Origin of the sequence: Demequina lignilytica, from assembly GCF_030418305.1 — a bacterium.
GTDB lineage: Bacteria > Actinomycetota > Actinomycetes > Actinomycetales > Demequinaceae > Demequina > Demequina lignilytica.
This window is the reverse complement of record NZ_JAUHPX010000001.1, coordinates 175,730-192,859: the sequence shown is the minus strand read 5'-3', so window position 1 is coordinate 192,859 and position 17,130 is coordinate 175,730. Positions and strand designations below refer to the sequence as shown.

Sequence of the window (17,130 nt, the reverse complement as noted above, 5' to 3'; positions counted from 1 at the left end):
CGTCGCCGCCCGCTCCACCGAGAGATACGAGGACCGAGGACACGATGCAGACCTCAGAGATCGCCACGCGCTGGGTCGACTACTTCGCCAAGCAGGACCACCACATCCAGCCCAGCGCCTCCCTCGTGTCGCCGGATCCCTCGCTGCTGTTCACGGTCGCCGGCATGGTGCCGTTCATCCCGTACATCATCGGCACCGACGTCTCGCCGCACCCGCGCATCGCCTCCGTGCAGAAGTGCATCCGGACCAAGGACATCGAGGAGGTCGGCAAGACCACCCGCCACGGCTCGTTCTTCCAGATGCTCGGCAACTTCTCCTTCGGCGACTACTTCAAGGAAGGCGCGATCAACTACGCCTGGGAGTTCCTCACGGGCCCGGAGTCCGAGGGCAACCTGGGCTTCGACCCGGAGCGCTTCTGGGTCACGGTCTGGAACGAGGACCACGAGGCGATCTCGCACCTCCAGAGCGTGGGAGTGGACAAGTCGCGGATCGTGCGCCTGACGCGCGAGGAGAACTTCTGGGACACCGGCCAGCCGGGCCCCGCCGGTCCCTGCGCCGAGTGGCACTACGACCGCGGCCCCGAGTTCGGGCCGGAGGCGGTGGGTGGCACGGTCGACCCGGGCGGCGACCGCTACCTCGAGATCTGGAACCTGGTGTTCGACCAGTACCTGCGCGGGGAGGGGTCGGGCAAGGACTACCCGCTGATCCGTGAGCTCGACCAGAAGGCGATCGACACCGGCGCCGGCCTCGAGCGCATCGCGTACCTCAAGCAGGGCGTCGCGAACATGTACGAGACCGACGAGGTGTTCCCGGTAATCGCGAAGGCGCAGGAGCTGTCGGGCAAGACCTACGGCGCGGATGGCGGCGACGACGTCCGCATGCGCGTGGTCGCGGATCACGTGCGCTCCGCGCTCATGCTGATCGGCGACGGCGTGACGCCCGGCAACGAGGGCCGCGGCTACGTGCTGCGCCGCCTGATCCGCCGCTCCGTGCGCGCGATGAAGCTGCTCGGCGTCGACGAGCGCACCATGCCCGAGCTGCTGCCGGCCTCGCTCACCGCGATGAGCGCGACCTACCCCGAGCTGGAGGCCAACCGCTCCCGCATCGAGGCGGTCGCGTACTCCGAGGAGGACGCGTTCCGGCGCACCCTCACCAACGGCACCACCATCTTCGACACCGCGGTCACCAAGGCGAAGGCCGACGGCGCCAAGGCGCTGTCGGGAGCCGACGCGTTCGAGCTGCACGACACTTACGGCTTCCCGATCGACATCACCCTCGAGATGGCGTCGGAGCAGGGCATCCAGGTCGACGAGGCGAAGTTCCGCGAGCTCATGAAGGAGCAGAAGGAGCGCGCCCGCGCCGATGCGAAGGCCAAGAAGGGCGGCCACGCGGACGTGGGCGTGTACAACGGCATCAAGGAGGCCTCGGGGCTCACGGAGTTCCGCGCCTACGAGGAGCTGAACACCGCCACCGAGATCACCGCGATCATCAAGGACGGCGTCAGCGTGCCCGTCGCCCAGCAGGGCGAGACGGTCGAGGTGATCCTGCCGCAGACCCCGTTCTACGCGGAGTCCGGCGGCCAGGAGGCCGACTCGGGCGTGATCCGCTCGGCGCACGGCACCCTCGAGGTGATCGACGTCCAGAAGCCCGTCAAGGGCCTGATCGTGCACACGGTCAACGTGGTCGAGGGCGAGGTCGCGCAGGGCGACCAGGTCTCGGCGGAGGTCGACCCCGAGTGGCGCCTGGGCGCCCGCCAGGCCCACTCCGGCACGCACCTCCTGCACGCCTCGCTGCGTGAGGTGCTCGGCCCCGACGCGCTGCAGTCCGGCTCGTACAACAAGCCCGGCTACCTGCGCCTCGACTTCTCGTGGCCCTCGGCGCTGTCGCCCGAGACGCGCTCGGAGATCGAGGAGGTCACCAACCGCGCCATCCGCGCCGACCTGGGCGTGTCCGCGCAGTACATGACGCTGCCCGAGGCGAAGGAGTGGGGCGCGGTCGCGCTCTTCGGCGAGACCTACGACGAGACGGTCCGCGTGATCCAGATCGGCGGCCCGTGGTCGCGCGAGCTCTGCGGAGGCACCCACGTCGAGCACTCGAGCCAGGTGGGGATGGTCGCCGTCAGCGGCGAGTCCTCGGTGGGCTCCGGCTCGCGCCGCATCGAGGCGTTCGTGGGCATCGAGGCGTTCCAGAAGCTCGCGGCCGAGCGCGCGCTGGTGTCCGAGCTCACCACGACGCTCAAGGTGCAGCCGGGCGAGCTCCGGGGTCGCGTCGAGAAGCTGCTCGAGCGCCTCTCGGAGGCGGAGAAGCAGCTCGCCGGCTACCGCCAGGCGGCGATGCAGCAGGTCGCGGCCGGCCTTGTGGAGAAGGCCGTCGACGTGTCCGGCATCCGCGTGGTCACGCATCAGTCGACGAACGCCACGGGCGGCGACGACCTGCGCAACCTGGTCACCGACGTCCGCGCCCGCCTGGGCGAGGGTTCGCCGACCGTCGTCGCGATCGCGGTCGACGTGGACGGCCGTCCCCAGATCGTGGTCGCGACCAACGCCGCGGCGCGCGAGGTGGGGCTGAAGGCGGGCGACCTGGTGAAGACCGCATCGTCGATCCTGGGCGGCGGTGGCGGCGGCAAGCCGGACCTCGCGCAGGGCGGCGGCCAGGACGCCTCGAAGATCCCGGCCGCGCTCGAGGCCGTCGCGGCGGCCGTGGGGGCACGTGCGTAGGGGAGTGGCGCTGAGCGTCGACGTCGGGACCGTGCGGATCGGCGTCGCGGCGTCCGACCCCGACCGGCTGATGGCGTTCCCGGTCGACACCGTCCAGCGGGGCAAGGGCGATGTCGCGCGGGTGGCGGCCATCGCCGAGGAGCGGTCGGCGACCGCGATCTTCGTGGGGCTCCCGCGGAAGCTGTCGGGCCAGGAGGGGGCGAGCGCGGCGGACGCCCGGGGATTCGCGGAGGCGCTCGTGGAACTCGTGGACGGCTCGGTCCGTTTGATCGACGAGCGCTTCTCGACCGCGACCGCCTCCCAGGCGATGCGGAGCGCCGGCCGCGACGCGCGCCGGCAGCGCACGGTGATCGACCAGGCCGCGGCCGTCGTGATCCTGGAGAACGCAATGGACGTTGACAAGAACGGTAATCTCGATGCGGTGACCATCGAGGTGCCGCGCAAGGGGAATGATGACTGACCTTTTCGACGCCGAGGTAGAGGCGACCACCACCACGTCGCTGGACCTGCGGCGCCTGCAGCGCCAGAAGCGCCGGGCCGCGCGCCGCCGCATGACGCTGATCGTGACGGCCGTCGCGCTGGTGCTGTTCGGCATCGGCGCGTCCGTGGCGTACAACTTCATGGGGTCCTTCGAGGGCACCGAGAGCGCCGCCGCGGCCGACTTCGAGGGCCCCGGTCAGGGCACCGTGCAGGTGGTCATCGAGCAGGGCGCGACCGGCTCCGACATGGCGACCGTGCTGTACGACGCCGGCGTCATCGCGTCCACCCAGGCCTTCATCGTCGAGTGGAACAACAACCCCGACTCGTCCTCGATCAAGCCCGGCTACTACTTCATGCACAAGGAGATGAAGGCGGAGTACGCGCTCCAGGCGCTGCTCGACCCGTCCAACCGTGACGTGCGCACCATCACCGTGCCCGAGGGCAAGACGCTCGACTACTACGCGCAGGCGATCGTCAACCTCACGGGCGCCACGCAGGAGGAGGTCGAGGCGGCGATGGCCGACACCTCGGCGCTGGGCCTGCCCGCCGAGGCGGACGGCAACCTCGAGGGATGGCTGTTCCCCGCGAAGTACGAGTTCGACCCGGGCGTGACGCCCACCGAGGTGCTGCAGAAGATGGTGCTCCAGACCATCAAGGTCCTGGACAAGTACGGCGTCGACGCGGCGGAGCGCGAGGACATCCTCACGGTGGCCTCGCTGATCGAGCGCGAGGCGAAGCTCGCCGACGACCGCCCGCTGATCGCCAGCGTCATCTACAACCGCCTCGCGATCGACATGAAGCTCGAGCTCGACTCGACCGTCAAGTACCTGTCGCCGTCGGAGGGCGTGTTCACGTCCGACGAGGAGCGTGCGATCGACTCCGAGTACAACACCTACGCGAACACGGGGCTCCCGCCGGGGCCGATCGCGGGTCCGGGCGAGGCCTCGATCAAGGCGGCCGTGCAGCCGGCGGACACCGAGTACCTGTTCTTCGTGACCGTGAACCTCGAGACCGGCGAGACCAAGTACGCGACCGAGTACGCCGACCACCTCAAGAACGTCGAGGAGCTGCGCGCGTGGGTCCGGGAGAACCAGACCACCACCGAGAGCTCCGACGGCTGACGTGACCGGATCGGCGGCGCCCAGGCACGCCGGGGTGCTGGGCCACCCCATCGGCCACTCGTTGTCGCCGACCCTTCATCGCGCCGCCTACGCCGCGCTCGGGATCGACTGGGAGTACGACGCCTACGACGTCGACTCCGGCGGGCTCGGCGCGTTCATCGAGGGACTGGACGGCTCGTGGGCGGGGTTGTCGCTGACGATGCCGCTCAAGGTCGAGGCCGTCCCGTTGATGGACTTCGTAGAGCCCATGGCGAAGCTGGTCGGCGGCTGCAACACGGTGCTCCTCCAGAACGTGGGCGGCGCACGGCACCTGGTGGGTGCCAACACGGACGTCTGGGGGATCCAGGCCGCGTTCCGCGAGGCCGGGGTGACCGCCGCATCGTCCGGTCTGATCCTCGGTGGCGGCGCCACGGCGACGTCGGCCATGGCTGCGCTGGGCTCCCTCGGCGTGACCGCGCCCTACGTGGCCGTGCGGTCGCGGGGGCGTGCCGGCGGGCTGCTGCGCGCGGCCACGCGCATGGGCGTGGCGCCGCGTTTCGTGACGTTCGAGGAGGTGCCGGTGCTCGCCGCGCACGTCGACGTCGCGGTCTCGACGGTGCCGGCCGCGGCGGGCGCGGACGTTGCGACGTCCCTGGTGTCCGTGAAGGAGGGCGCCGCGCTGCTCGATGCCGTGTACGAGCCGTTGGTGACGCCGCTGGGGGCTCGCTGGGCGGCGCTGGGCGGGGTCAGGATCGGCGGCGAGAGGATGCTGCTGCACCAGGCCGGGGAGCAGATCCGGCTCATGACCGGCCGGGAGGCGCCGCTGGCCGCGATGGACGACGCGATGACGCGGGTGTTGCATATCTGACATTCATGCCCGACCCTGAGGGTGCCGATGTTAGTTTGCGAACGACATCGGGAGTCTGAGGGGACGATTGTGAAGCAGCTTGGAACCATCCTGCTCGAGGATGGCGCGCTCAGCGAGGAGCAGCTCGGCGAGGCGATCGACGAGCAGCAGACCCGTGGGCAGTCCCTGGGTCGCACCCTGGTGGAGATGGGGTACATCTCCGAGGGGCAGCTCGTGCGCGCCCTCGCGTCCCAGGTGGGCATGGAGTTCGTCGAGCTCGCCGACTACCCCGTGGACCGCGCGGCGGTGTCGCTGGTGCCCGCGGCCGTGTGCCGCCGCCACACCATCCTGCCGCTGGCCGTCGACGGGACCGTCATCCGCGTCGCGATGTCGAACCCCGGCAACGTGGTCGCGGTCGACGACGTCCGCACCATCACACGCATGCAGGTGGTGCCGGTGGTCGCGGCGCACGACGACGTCATCACGGCGATCGACCGCTACTGCCGCGCGGACACCGAGCTCGAGGACCTGCAGGAGTCCATCGAGGGCGAGGTCAACCTCGACGAGGAGGACCTGTCGGGGACCGCGATGGAGGACGACGCGCCCATCGTGCGCTTCGTCAACCTGCTCATCACGCAGGCCGTGCAGGACCGGGCGTCGGACATCCATATCGAGCCCACCGAGACCGACCTGCGCGTGCGCTACCGCATCGACGGCGTGCTGCACGAGATGCAGCGGGCGCCCAAGGCGATCTCCGGCGGCGTCATCTCCCGCCTCAAGATCATGTCGGACATCGACATCGCGGAGCGCCGCAAGCCGCAGGACGGCCGCCTGTCCGTCAACCATCAGGGCCGCAAGATCGATCTCCGTGTCGCCACCCTCCCCACGGTGTGGGGCGAGAAGGTGGTCATGCGTATCCTCGACAACTCCACCGCGCGGTTGGACCTCGAGGACCTGGGCATCCGCGAGGGCAACCAGGAGATCTACGCGCAGAGCTTCAACAAGCCCTACGGCATGATCCTGGTGACCGGCCCGACGGGTTCCGGAAAGTCGACCACGCTGTACGCGACGCTGAACCAGATCTCGAGGCCCGAGGTCAACGTCATCACGGTCGAGGACCCGGTCGAGTACCGCATCCCGGGCATCAACCAGGTGCAGGTCAACCCCAAGGCGGGACTGACGTTCGCGTCGGCGCTGCGGTCGATCTTGCGCTCCGACCCGGACGTGGTGCTGGTCGGTGAGATCCGCGACCACGAGACGGCACAGATCGCGATCGAGGCGGCGCTCACCGGTCACCTGGTGCTGTCGACGCTGCACACCAACGACGCGCCCTCGGCGCTGACGCGACTCATCGAGATGGGCATCGAGCCGTTCCTGGTGGGCTCCGCGATCGACTGCGTGGTCGCCCAGCGACTCGCGCGCCGTCTGTGCGAGCACTGCGCCACCGAGTACGAGATCCACGAGAACGAAATCCCGGCGTCGGTGGGGTGGACGCCGGGGGAGAAGGTGCCGACGCTGATGCGCCCGCAGGGCTGCTCGCGATGCTCGAACACGGGCTATCGCGGGCGTGTCGCGCTGCATGAGGTCATGGCGATCGACGAAGATATCGAACGTCTCGCGGTGGCGCGTGCCAGCTCCGCGGATATCGCCCGCAACGCCGCGGAGCGAGGGATGGAGTCGCTCATCCAGGACGGATGGGCGAAGGTCGTGGACGGTGTGACGTCCCTGGAAGAGCTGCTGCGAGTGGTCAAGTAAGCGAAATTGATCGCATTCAGTGGAATTCATCACAGTTATTAAGAACTGGACAATCCTGTCGATAGTGTTACCGCAGACGCAAGGAAAGTGCGTCGCGCTGAGGGAGGACGCATGAGCATGCAGTTCACGCCTGGGGAGCAGCCGTGGCGGCCGACGCCGCCGCCGGCGCAGCCCGCGGCGCCTGAGCAGCCGGCCGATGCCGCTGAGCAGGGTGCTCCTGCAACCTCGCCCGAGGCCGCTGCCGCGGCTCCTGCGGCCGCCGCGCCGCCCGCGTATCAGCCTCCCGTCGCTCCGGCCCAGGCCGCGCCGCAGACCCCGGCCGCCGGTGGCCCCGCGCTTCACCAGAGCGGTCAGGCCCCCGCCCGCTCCTCGTTCCTCGAGGAGCAGCGCCCGCTCGCCGCCGCGCCGCAGATGCCGGCGCCCACGCACCAGCCCTCCGTCCGCGCGCAGGGCATCCCGGCGTCGGCGCAGGAGGCTCCTGCCGCATCGTCCTTCGCCGCCTTCGAGGCGTCGAACCAGGCCGCCGCCGAGGTCGAGGCGCGTCCCGCGCCCGCCGTGGACCCGGCGCAGGCGTTCGCCGCGGCGGCCGCAGCCGAGCTTCCCGGTGTGTCCCAGCGTGCCTTCGCGCCGGCCCCCGAGCCGGTCGAGGAGAAGAAGGAGGCGCGTCCCGCGCCCATCCAGGTGAAGCCGCGCTCGACCCAGATCGGCGCCCGCGTCGGGATGAGCAACGAGCGCCAGGAGAGCGACCTCGACGTCAACGCCGCGCTGCGCGGCATGATGGCCGTCGGCGCGTCGGACCTCCACGTCACGGCCGGTGTGCCTCCGATGGTCCGCCTCGACGGCTCCCTGACCCCGCTCGAGGGCTTCGAGCGCCTGACGCCGGAGAGCCTGCAGCGGTCGCTGTACGGCATCCTCACGCAGGCGCAGCGCGAGCGCTTCGAGGAGGAGCTCGAGCTCGACTTCTCGTACTCCGTCGTGGGCGAGGCCCGCTTCCGTGTGAACCTGTACAAGCAGCGCGACGCGCTCGGCGCGGCCTTCCGTGTGATTCCCTACGAGATCAAGCCGCTCGAGGCGCTCGGCATCCCCGAGGTCGTCGGCTCGTTCTCGCAGCTGCCGCGCGGGCTGGTGCTCGTCACCGGCCCGACCGGTTCCGGAAAGTCGACGACGCTCGCGTCGCTGGTGGACCTCGCGAACCGCTCGCGCAGCGCGCACATCATGACGGTCGAGGACCCGATCGAGTTCCTCCACCGCCACAAGCGGTCGATCGTGAACCAGCGCGAGGTGGGCGCGGACACGCGCTCCTTCAACAAGGCGCTCAAGCACGTGCTCCGCCAGGACCCCGACATCATCCTCATCGGTGAGATGCGCGACCTGGAGACCATCTCGGTGGCGCTGACGGCCGCGGAGACCGGCCACCTGGTGTTCGCGACGCTGCACACGCAGTCGGCGCCGGCCACCATGGACCGCATCATCGACGTGTTCCCGCCGGAGCAGCAGGGCCAGGTGCGCACGCAGCTGGCCGCCGCGATCCAGGGCGTCATGTGTCAGACCCTGCTCAAGCGCGCGGACGGCCCCGGCCGTGCCGTCGCGGTCGAGATCATGGTCGCGACGCCGGGCATCCGGAACCTCATCCGCGAGGGCAAGACCCACCAGATCTACACGTCTCTGCAGGGCGGCGCGTCGATGGGCATGCAGACGATGGACTACCACCTGGCGGAGCTGGTCAAATCCGGCCGCGTCGACTATGAGGCGGCATCGGAGATGGCGCACTCGCAGGAGGAGTTCAACAGGCTCTGCGGTCGGCACGGACGGTAGCGGGGGAGGGCTGAGGGATGGCAACGGCTACTGCGGTCAAGAAGTACGAGTACGAGGCTCGCGACGCCGCGGGCAAGACGCGCAAGGACACGATGGAGGCGCCGTCCTCGGCGGCCGTCGCCTCCCGCCTTCGCGAGCGGGGCTACACCGTGCTGTCCGTCGACGAGGCCGGCGGCAAGGGACTCAACGCCGACATCACGATCCCCGGCTTGGAGCAGAGGATCGGCCTCAAGGACATCGCCATCATGTCCCGGCAGCTCGCCACCATGATCAATGCGGGGCTCTCGCTCCTGCGTGCGATGCAGATCCTTACCGACCAGACGGAGAACAAGTCGCTCCAGAAGGTTCTCGCGGAGGTGCGCACCGACGTCGAGACGGGAAAGTCCTTCTCGATGGCGCTCGGCAGGCACCCGAACACGTTCCCCCCGCTCATGATCAACATGGTCAAGGCGGGCGAGGTCGGCGGATTCCTGGACAGCGTCCTCGTGAGCATCGCGGAGAACTTCGAGAAGGAGGTCGCCCTCCGCAACAAGATCAAGTCGGCGATGACTTATCCGGTGGTGGTCTTCTGCATCGCGATCCTCGCGGTCGCGGCCATGCTGCTCTTCATCGTGCCGGTGTTCGCTGAGATGTTCGAGAACCTAGGAGGCGAGCTGCCGTTCGCCACGCAGATCCTCGTGACCCTGTCGGACATCATGAAGATCGGAGCGATCCCGTTCGTCATCGCGCTCGTGCTGTTCTCGATCTGGTGGGGCAAGAACAAGAACCGCTACGAGGTGCGGGAGAAGGTCGAACCCGTCTATCTGAAGCTTCCCGTGTTCGGCAAGCTCATCCAGAAGATCGCGGTCGCACGCTTCACCCGCAACCTCGGTGCGATGGTCCGGTCTGGTGTGCCGATCCTCCAGGCGCTCGACATCGTCGGCCAGGCCTCCGGGAACGTGGTCATCGAGCGGGCCACCAAGGATGTCCAGAACTCCGTGCGGCGTGGCGACAGCCTCGCCGGCCCGCTGGCGGCGCACAAGGTGTTCCCTCCGATGGTGGTGCAGATGATCGCGGTCGGCGAGGACACGGGCGCGCTCGACACGATGCTCGACAAGGTCGCCGACTTCTACGACCAGGAGGTCGAGGCCACCACCGAGCAGCTGACCTCGCTGATCGAGCCGATCATGATCCTCTTCCTCGGATCGATGATCGGCGGCATGGTCATCGCGCTCTACATGCCCATCTTCAAGGTCTTCGACCTCATTCAATGACACAGGCTTCCGTCCGGTCCGCCGGGCGGTAGAAGAGCTGGACCTGGGGGTTCAGCTCACATCAACCCATAGAGATAGCAAATTCAAAGGAGATTCACCATGCTCGCTCGCATCCGCAAGCAGCTCGAGGAGAAGGACGACAAGGGCTTCACCCTCGTCGAGCTCCTCGTCGTCATCATCATCATCGGCATCCTCGCCGCGATCGCCATCCCGCTGTACCTGAGCCAGCAGAACAAGGCCAAGGACTCCGCGGCCAAGGCGGACCTCGCCACCGTTCGCACCGCCGTCGTGTCGGCGATGACCGAGGACCCCTCGGGCCTCGTCGTCGCGTGGACCGCTGCGGTCGGCCCGAACACCTCGACCATCAGCGTCGACGGTAACGACGTTGCCGAGGTCGGCATCTCGAACGACAACTCGCTCGCCGCGGGCACCGCGACGATCGCGGCCGAAACCATCTCGATCTCGATCACCTCGCCCACCGGCAACGTGTTCACCATCGATGAGAACGGCACGGTCACCGAGACCGCTCCGGCTGCCGGGTAATTTGCTCGGTTGCGGGGCCCTACCCACGGGTAGGGCCCCGCGAACACCGATCGGCTGGCTAGATTGATGGAGGGAGCGTGGGATGGACAGGCATCAGTCGGATGAGGGCTTCGGGCTGGTCGAGGTCATGGTCGCCATGATCGTGCTGGCCATCATCATGGTCTCGATGCTCTCCGTGATCCTCGCCGGCCTGCGGGCGACGGCGAACGCCGCCACCTATGCGACCGCGAACGAGCTCGTGCAGCAGCGCTTGGAGGAGGCGCGAGGCATCGCGGCCTCGACGGACACCGACAAGTGCACCTCGCTCGCATCCTCGATCACCACGTCTGGACCGGCGGTCAACGACGGCCGCGGCGTGCCGATCGTCGTCACGGGCAGCTACACGGGCACGTGCGACTCCGCCGTCGACTCGATCGTGGTCGTCACCATGAGGGCGACGACGACCAATGGCAGCTTCAACTCGCCGATGGCGGAGACGACGACCAACATCTACGTGAAGGGCGCGTCATGAGAGCGGCGCGCGGCGACGAAGGCTTCACGCTGGTCGAGTTCATCGTGTACATCATCATCCTCGCGATCGTGATGGTGGTGGCAGGTACGTTCCTGATCCAGACCCTTGTTCAGCAGCAGCACGTCAAGGACACCGCCGAGGCTGCCGACGCCTCGCAGCTGGCGTTCAAGGCCCTGGAGACCGACATGCGGAGCGCGTCGTGGGCCATTACCGCGCAAGGCGGGGACCTGGTCGTTCTCCAGACACGCGTCGTGGGAACCAATGGTGTCGACCAGGAGCGCTGCGTGGGCTACTACCTCGATCAGACGGACCGTCAGCTGCATCGTTGGTCCTCGACGTCGGGCGTCGAGACCAAGGCCGCGCTGGCCGCACCCAACGCCGCGTCGGCCGCCTCTGTCGCTGCGGACTGGAGGGTGGTGGCAAGCGCCGTCGAACCGGGGTCGGTGGGCCAGGCCTTCACGCCCGTGGGGCAGGCGCTCGGGCGAGGCGAGACGGTGACCATGAGTCTCGAGGCGGAGACGTCAGCTGACTGGCCCGCGGTCGTGTTCGAGAAGTCGGTCTCGTTGCGTCCCCAATCAAGCGCGATCCTCGATTGCTTCTAGGACGGTTGTGATGAAGCGGAACAGCTATCGGTCGGCGACACCCACGCGTGTCGCGGTCTCCGGCGACTCTGGCGTCGCATTGGTCATGACACTTGGAATCCTGCTGGTGGGCCTGGTGATCATGGCGGTCGTGGTCGCCGTCACCGTGGCGAACGCGAACACCACCATCCGTTCGCGCGAAGAGATGACGGCGTTCCAGAGCGCCGATGCCGGTCTCGACTGGGCCATCAACATCCTGGCATCGCAGACGCACGCATCCATGGGGGACGCGTGCGCCGACCAGGTCCCGTCGACGATGACGATCAACGGTGACGACGTGACGCTCACGCAGGAGTACACGGTGATCCGCGGGGGCAGCACAGTGGAGCTGGCCGAGGGAGTGTGCCCTCTGTCGACCGACGCCACCTCCCGCGTGACCGTGCGCTCGACCGCGTCGACCCCTGCTGGTCCCGGCTCCGAAGGTCCCGTCGAGCGCACGGCGGTCGGGGAGCTCATCCCCGTGCCGCCCCAGATCGGCCTGGACAAGGCGATCTTCTCCAACGCCTCGGTCAACCTGGTCTCCGGAACGGTGCTCGAGCAGAGCGACGGAGCCACCGAGCCGGATGCGCACGTGTACTCGAACGGCAACGTGACATGCTCGTCCAACACGGTGGCCGGAGGAACGGTGTACGCGGCGCAGGGTGACGTGACGCTCGGGTCCAACTGCACCATCGCCAACGACATGTGGGCGTCCGGCTTCGTGCACATCGGCAACGGCGCGACCGTGCTCGGTGACGTCTGGGCGGCGAGCAGCCAGCTGGCCGCGACCGGATACGCGGTCACCCTGTCGGGCAACAACTCCGAGGTGACAGGCAGCCTGTTGACGAATGGGGATGTGCTGCTGAGCGGCAGCAAGTCCCTGGCCGGCAACGTCTACAGCTCCGCGGGCTCCGTCTGGCTCGACCAGGTCGACGTGGGCGGAAGCATCTACGCGAAGATCGCGATCGACTTCAAGCAGTCGGGCGTCGGCGTCGATGCCATCGCGGCCACCGGCACGATCACCGGAGACAACAACAACAAGACGACTGTGGGTCGCGACGCCACCGCCGCCCTCACGATCACGGGGCTCAAGAAGGTGTTCGGCACCACCTCACCGCTTTCTCCGACCGGCGCATGGCCCGACCCCGCCGAACCGGCATTCGATTTCGGCGACAACGACCCTGGCTATCCCGATGCGATCGAACCGCCCCTGCGCGAGGATCTTCCGAAGCTGACGATGGAGGACGAGGACCTCGAGTTGTGGGCGGCCCAGGGCTGGACCATCGAGCGCTACTCAGGTGTCTGCACCGCCGATCAGGTCGACCCGCTCATCTCCAGCGGAGGCATCAGCGTCGGCACCGGACGGCTGATCGTTTTCGATGGTTGCTCCGCGCCCGTGCAGATCATCACGTCGGACGTCACGCTTGCGACGAACATCGCGCTGGTCTCCTGGACCGGATTCACCAACCAGAACGCGTCGGACATCACCGGCACGGCCGGTGACGAGCCGACCCTCTACATGATCACCCCGGCACAGGATGGGCTGAACTGGTCCGGCAACGCTCCCGCGTGCCCCGCGTCGACCGAGCTCTACGACATCCGGGTGGGAGCGTTCAAGTTCCACGACGCCAACGTGTTCGCGTATACGCCGTGCGACTTCGACTACAAGACGTCGGTCAACAATGCCTCCGACCCGTGGGTCGGCCAGATCTATGCCGGCGCGGCGTTCCCTGGCTCGGGCGCCTTCAAGCTCCAGATGTCTCGCGTGAATGTGCCCTCGGCAGTGGAGGATCCCACGGACCTCAGTCAGGCCGCCAACCTGACGATCGTCTCGCGCTACGACGAGCACGGGTGACCGGGCGCCCATGACGCTGTTGGGGATCGCAGGCCTGTTCCTGCTTGGTTTGCTTCTCGGCTCGTTCGCCAACGTGCTGATCTATCGCGTGCCCGAGGGCCTCTCCGTGGTTTCTCCGCCGAGCGCTTGTCCGGCGTGCGGTGAACGCATCAAGGCCCAGTACAACGTGCCGGTGATCGGGTGGCTCGTACTCCGGGGGCGTTGTGCGGATTGCGGTGTCCCGATCTCGAAGAGGTACCCGCTGGTGGAGCTCGGGACTGGTGTGGCGTTCGCCGCGACCGCGGCGTGGAACGGCCTCGATTGGATGCTCCCCGTGCTGCTTGCGCTGGTCTACTTCGGGATCGTGCTCACCGCGATCGACCTCGAGCACCGACGGCTGCCCGACCCCCTGACCGTCGCCTTCGCGGTCGCGGTCGCGACGTCGACCATCGCGTTCTCGGTGGCGGAGGGCGAGTGGTCCGGCGCAGTGCGCGCGGTCATCGGCGCGGCCGCGCTCGGTGGGCTCTACCTGCTCGCGTTCATCGTCTATCCCAAGGGCATGGGCTTCGGCGACGTCAAGCTTGCGCCGTCCATCGGTGCGCTCCTGGGTCTGATCGGGTGGCCGGCGCTGGTGGTGGGAGGCTTCGCAGCCTTCCTGTGGGGCGCGGCTGCGGGCGTGGTGGCGATGGCGCGGACCCGCCGCGGTCGGGGGGTGGCGATCCCGTTCGGGCCGTGGATGTTCGCCGGCGCCGTCACCGGGATCGTCGTCGGGCCGACCGTCAGCGGGTGGTACCTGGAAATGGTCGGTTTGTGACGCTTGAGAAGCGCGTGCTGGATGCCGATATCCGGTTCGCGAGGAAGAGGAGGGAACGCTCGTGGGCACCAGAACAGTAGCGATCGATGTCGGAGCATCGACCGTGCGGGTGGCGGAGGTCGAGCTCGGCTCGGGCCCGGATGGTCGTGACGGCGCCACGCTCCACGCGTACGCGGAGGCCGCCGTACCGAGCGGCATCATCCGCGACGGCGTCGCTCAGGAACCCGCCGCGCTCTCGCAGATCATCCAAGGCGTCCTGTCGTCAGTGAAGACGTCGACCAAGAACGTCACGGTCGGCGTCGGCCTCTCGAGCATCGTGGTGCGCGAGGTCGACATCCCCGCGCAGCCGATGGACAAGCTCCGACAGTCGCTTGCCTTCCACGTCCAGGATCAGCTCCCGATGCCGGCGGACGAGGCCATTCTCGACTTCTACCCGACCATGGAGATCGAGGCAGCGGCGGGAGCGACGCTTCGCGGCCTCCTGGTGGCGGCGCCCCGTGAGGTCGTGCGCGACGCGCTCGCCATCGTCGAGAAGGGCGGGGCTCACGTGACGGCCGTCGACCACTCGGCGCTCGGTCTGTGGCGTTCCGGATGCCGTGGCCCGCTGATGGACGGCAACGTCGCGCTCGTGGACATCGGCGCCGACACCACCACGGTGGTCATCTCGCAGGCAGGAGCGCCGCGTCTGATCCGCGCGTTGCCGCAGGGCGGCAGCGACGCCACCAAGGGCGTGGCGAACATCGTCAAGGGTTCCGCGCTCGACGCGGAGGCCCTCAAGCGTGAGATCGGGATGGACATGAGCGTCGGTCCGGACCGCCGTCCGATCGCTGAGGCGTCGGCTCACGTCATGAGCTCGCTGGTCGAGGCCGTGCGGAACACGATGGTCTACTTCGCCTCGTCGAACCCCGGGGGCGGTGCGGAGCGCATCGTTCTCTCCGGCGGCGGGGCGCACATGCGTGGACTCGGCCAGGCGCTCGCCAGTGCAACGCGGCTTCCCGTCGTCATCGCGGAACCGCTCGCGGGCCTGAAGCTGGGCAAGAAGGCGGATCTCAGGACTGTCCAGGGTCGCGAGTTCGAGCTCGCGACGGTGCTGGGCCTGGCGATGAGGAGCGCGAAGTGAACCCCACCGCACAGAAGTACGGAGCCTCGGTGCTCGCGGGAGTGAACCTCATCCCCGCGGACATCGCCGAGCGCAAGAAGATGCGCGCGGTACGGACCACGGCCGTCATCGTGGTGCTCATCGCGGTCGGTGCGGTCGTGGTCGCGTTCCTCCTCGCGCTCGCTGCGCGCGGCGTCGCGCAGCTGGACCTCGACAACGCCAGCCGCGACCAGGAGGCGGCGATCGCGGAACGCGACGGCAAGGCGCAGGTGTACACGGACGCTTTGCAGCGGGAGCGCGAGGAGTACACGTTGGCGCAGATCGGCTTCGGCGAGATCGACTACGCGCAGCTGACCGCGCAGATCCAAGCGACGCGCTCTGACACCGCCAGCTTCGACTCGATCCTGGTCCACGGTCCTACGGCTGACACGCTGGGTGCCGGGCCCCGAGACGATCTGTACGGCGGCGCCGTCGGAACGTTCGAGTTCGAGGCGCGTGCCGAATCGCAGGCGTCCGCGTCCGCCCTGCTTAGGAGGCTTGAGGCTATCCCCGGCATCGCGGACGTGCGTGGTGTCACCGAGGCGTTCGCGACGGAGGGCGGCGTCGACTACTGGGAGGTGTCGGGCACGGGATCGATCACGGCCAAGTGGCTGACGCTACGCCTGGTGCCCGAAGACGGCTTCGCTGGAGTCGACGCCGTGACCGTGGTCGAGGCGCAGGACACCGATGAGGAATCCCCGTTGACGGCGCCGAGCGCCACGCCGAGCCCGTCCGCGGAGCCTACGGCATCGCCGTCGGCCGGAGAGGAGAACTGAGATGCTCAACTCTCGATACGCACCGGTCGTCGCGCTCACCGCGCTCGCCGTGATCGTGATCGGGCTGCTGGGGTGGTTCCTCGCGATCAGCCCGCAGCTGTCGAAGGCCGGCGACCTGGCGTCGACGGCCGACCAGGTCCGCGCGAACACCGAGCAGGTGAGTCTGGCTTCGGCGAAGATCGACCAGTACGCGGCGCTCCTCGCGGAGGAGTCCGATGTTCCTGATCAGATCGCTGCGAACGCACCCTCGCGATTGGATCGCGATGCGTTCCGGACTCGGCTGTGGGACGGGATCGACGACTCGGGTCTCAATATCATCTCGTACGAGATGGATACCTCGAGGCTCGTGGAAGGCTGGGTGATCGAGGCGAGTGCGCTGACCTCCAACCAGGTGGCGTCGCTCTTCCAGACCGGGCCCGTGTCTATCGCGGGCGCTGGGACGCAGCCCGCGCCGGCCACGACCGCGGAGGCTGCGACCACAGATGCGGCGACCGGCGGCTGGAGCCCCGTGGTCTCGCCCTTCGCAGGAGAGAGTCTGATCGATGGCACGCTGGCGCGCGTCGCGGTCACGGTGGTCGTCACCGGCAGCCCCCAGGAGACGTTCGCGTTCTTCGAGGCGATGTCGGCCCCGGGCGACCAGCTCTTCCAGGTGCACGAGGTCACGCAGGAGGCGCGACAGGGCGATGCCTCGTCCATCACCGGTGTGGAGGACGCCGAGGACGGTGATGTGATCACGACGATCACCGGCGACCTCTTCGTCCTCGATGCCGAGGTGTTCCCCGTCGACGAGGGCGAGCTCGAGACGGTGTCGCCGAACGGTGAGGGCTTCATCGAGATCGACGGCGGCGACACTCAGCCGAACGGCTGACCCCCGCCAGTCCAGCGAGCGTCGAGCCCCCGTCCCACCCGGGACGGGGGCTCGGCCCG

At 68.4% G+C, this 17,130-nt stretch carries 15 protein-coding genes; all 15 read left to right on the top strand.

What is annotated here, in order from left to right; genetic code table 11:
* Positions 1-44 precede the first annotated feature (44 nt).
* The 15 genes from alaS to QQX10_RS00820 all read left to right on the top strand — a co-directional run bounded on the left by alaS (position 45) and on the right by QQX10_RS00820 (position 17,071).
* A complete protein-coding gene (gene alaS / locus QQX10_RS00890) occupies positions 45-2,717 on the top strand; it encodes an alanine--tRNA ligase (protein ID WP_301144302.1) in 2,673 nt (890 codons plus the stop codon).
* A complete protein-coding gene (gene ruvX, locus QQX10_RS00885) occupies positions 2,710-3,177 on the top strand; it encodes a Holliday junction resolvase RuvX (RefSeq protein WP_301144301.1) in 468 nt (155 codons plus the stop codon). Before alaS ends, ruvX begins: the two co-directional genes overlap by 8 nt.
* On the top strand, positions 3,170-4,318 hold the full coding sequence (mltG, locus tag QQX10_RS00880) for an endolytic transglycosylase MltG (RefSeq protein WP_301144300.1): 1,149 nt from the start codon (positions 3,170-3,172) through the stop codon (positions 4,316-4,318). Before ruvX ends, mltG begins: the two co-directional genes overlap by 8 nt.
* 1 nt (position 4,319) lies before the next feature.
* Positions 4,320-5,165, top strand: a complete 846-nt coding sequence (locus tag QQX10_RS00875) for a shikimate dehydrogenase (protein ID WP_301144299.1) — start codon at positions 4,320-4,322, stop codon at positions 5,163-5,165.
* A gap of 69 nt (positions 5,166-5,234) precedes the next feature.
* Positions 5,235-6,899 (top strand): GspE/PulE family protein, encoded by a 1,665-nt coding sequence (locus QQX10_RS00870; protein WP_301144298.1) that lies wholly within the window; start codon positions 5,235-5,237, stop codon positions 6,897-6,899.
* Positions 6,900-7,010: 111 nt separating this feature from the next.
* On the top strand, positions 7,011-8,714 hold the full coding sequence (locus tag QQX10_RS00865; protein WP_301144297.1) for a type IV pilus twitching motility protein PilT: 1,704 nt from the start codon (positions 7,011-7,013) through the stop codon (positions 8,712-8,714).
* A 17-nt stretch (positions 8,715-8,731) separates the two neighbouring features.
* Positions 8,732-9,967 carry a type II secretion system F family protein gene (locus tag QQX10_RS00860; RefSeq protein ID WP_301144296.1) on the top strand — a complete coding sequence of 412 codons (1,236 nt, stop codon included), beginning with the start codon at positions 8,732-8,734 and terminating at the stop codon, positions 9,965-9,967.
* A 99-nt stretch (positions 9,968-10,066) separates the two neighbouring features.
* A complete protein-coding gene (locus QQX10_RS00855) occupies positions 10,067-10,510 on the top strand; it encodes a prepilin-type N-terminal cleavage/methylation domain-containing protein (RefSeq protein ID WP_301144295.1) in 444 nt (147 codons plus the stop codon).
* An 82-nt stretch (positions 10,511-10,592) separates the two neighbouring features.
* Complete coding sequence (locus QQX10_RS00850; protein ID WP_301144294.1) at positions 10,593-11,021, top strand: type IV pilus modification PilV family protein; 429 nt, start codon at positions 10,593-10,595, stop codon at positions 11,019-11,021.
* Positions 11,018-11,623 (top strand): PulJ/GspJ family protein, encoded by a 606-nt coding sequence (locus QQX10_RS00845; protein WP_301144293.1) that lies wholly within the window; start codon positions 11,018-11,020, stop codon positions 11,621-11,623. The genes QQX10_RS00850 and QQX10_RS00845 overlap by 4 nt, the downstream gene beginning before the upstream one ends.
* An 85-nt stretch (positions 11,624-11,708) precedes the next feature.
* On the top strand, positions 11,709-13,496 hold the full coding sequence (locus tag QQX10_RS00840; protein ID WP_301144292.1) for a hypothetical protein: 1,788 nt from the start codon (positions 11,709-11,711) through the stop codon (positions 13,494-13,496).
* Between the two features lie 10 nt (positions 13,497-13,506).
* Positions 13,507-14,289 (top strand): prepilin peptidase, encoded by a 783-nt coding sequence (locus tag QQX10_RS00835; protein WP_301144291.1) that lies wholly within the window; start codon positions 13,507-13,509, stop codon positions 14,287-14,289.
* Between the two features lie 61 nt (positions 14,290-14,350).
* Positions 14,351-15,409, top strand: coding sequence for a type IV pilus assembly protein PilM (pilM, locus tag QQX10_RS00830; protein ID WP_301144290.1), 1,059 nt, complete (start codon positions 14,351-14,353; stop codon positions 15,407-15,409).
* Positions 15,406-16,203, top strand: a complete 798-nt coding sequence (locus QQX10_RS00825) for a PilN family protein (protein ID WP_301144289.1) — start codon at positions 15,406-15,408, stop codon at positions 16,201-16,203. The genes pilM and QQX10_RS00825 overlap by 4 nt, the downstream gene beginning before the upstream one ends.
* A 1-nt stretch (position 16,204) precedes the next feature.
* Entirely contained in the window at positions 16,205-17,071 is an 867-nt protein-coding gene (locus QQX10_RS00820) for a hypothetical protein (RefSeq protein WP_301144288.1), read from the top strand.
* The last annotated feature ends 59 nt before the right edge of the window (positions 17,072-17,130 follow it).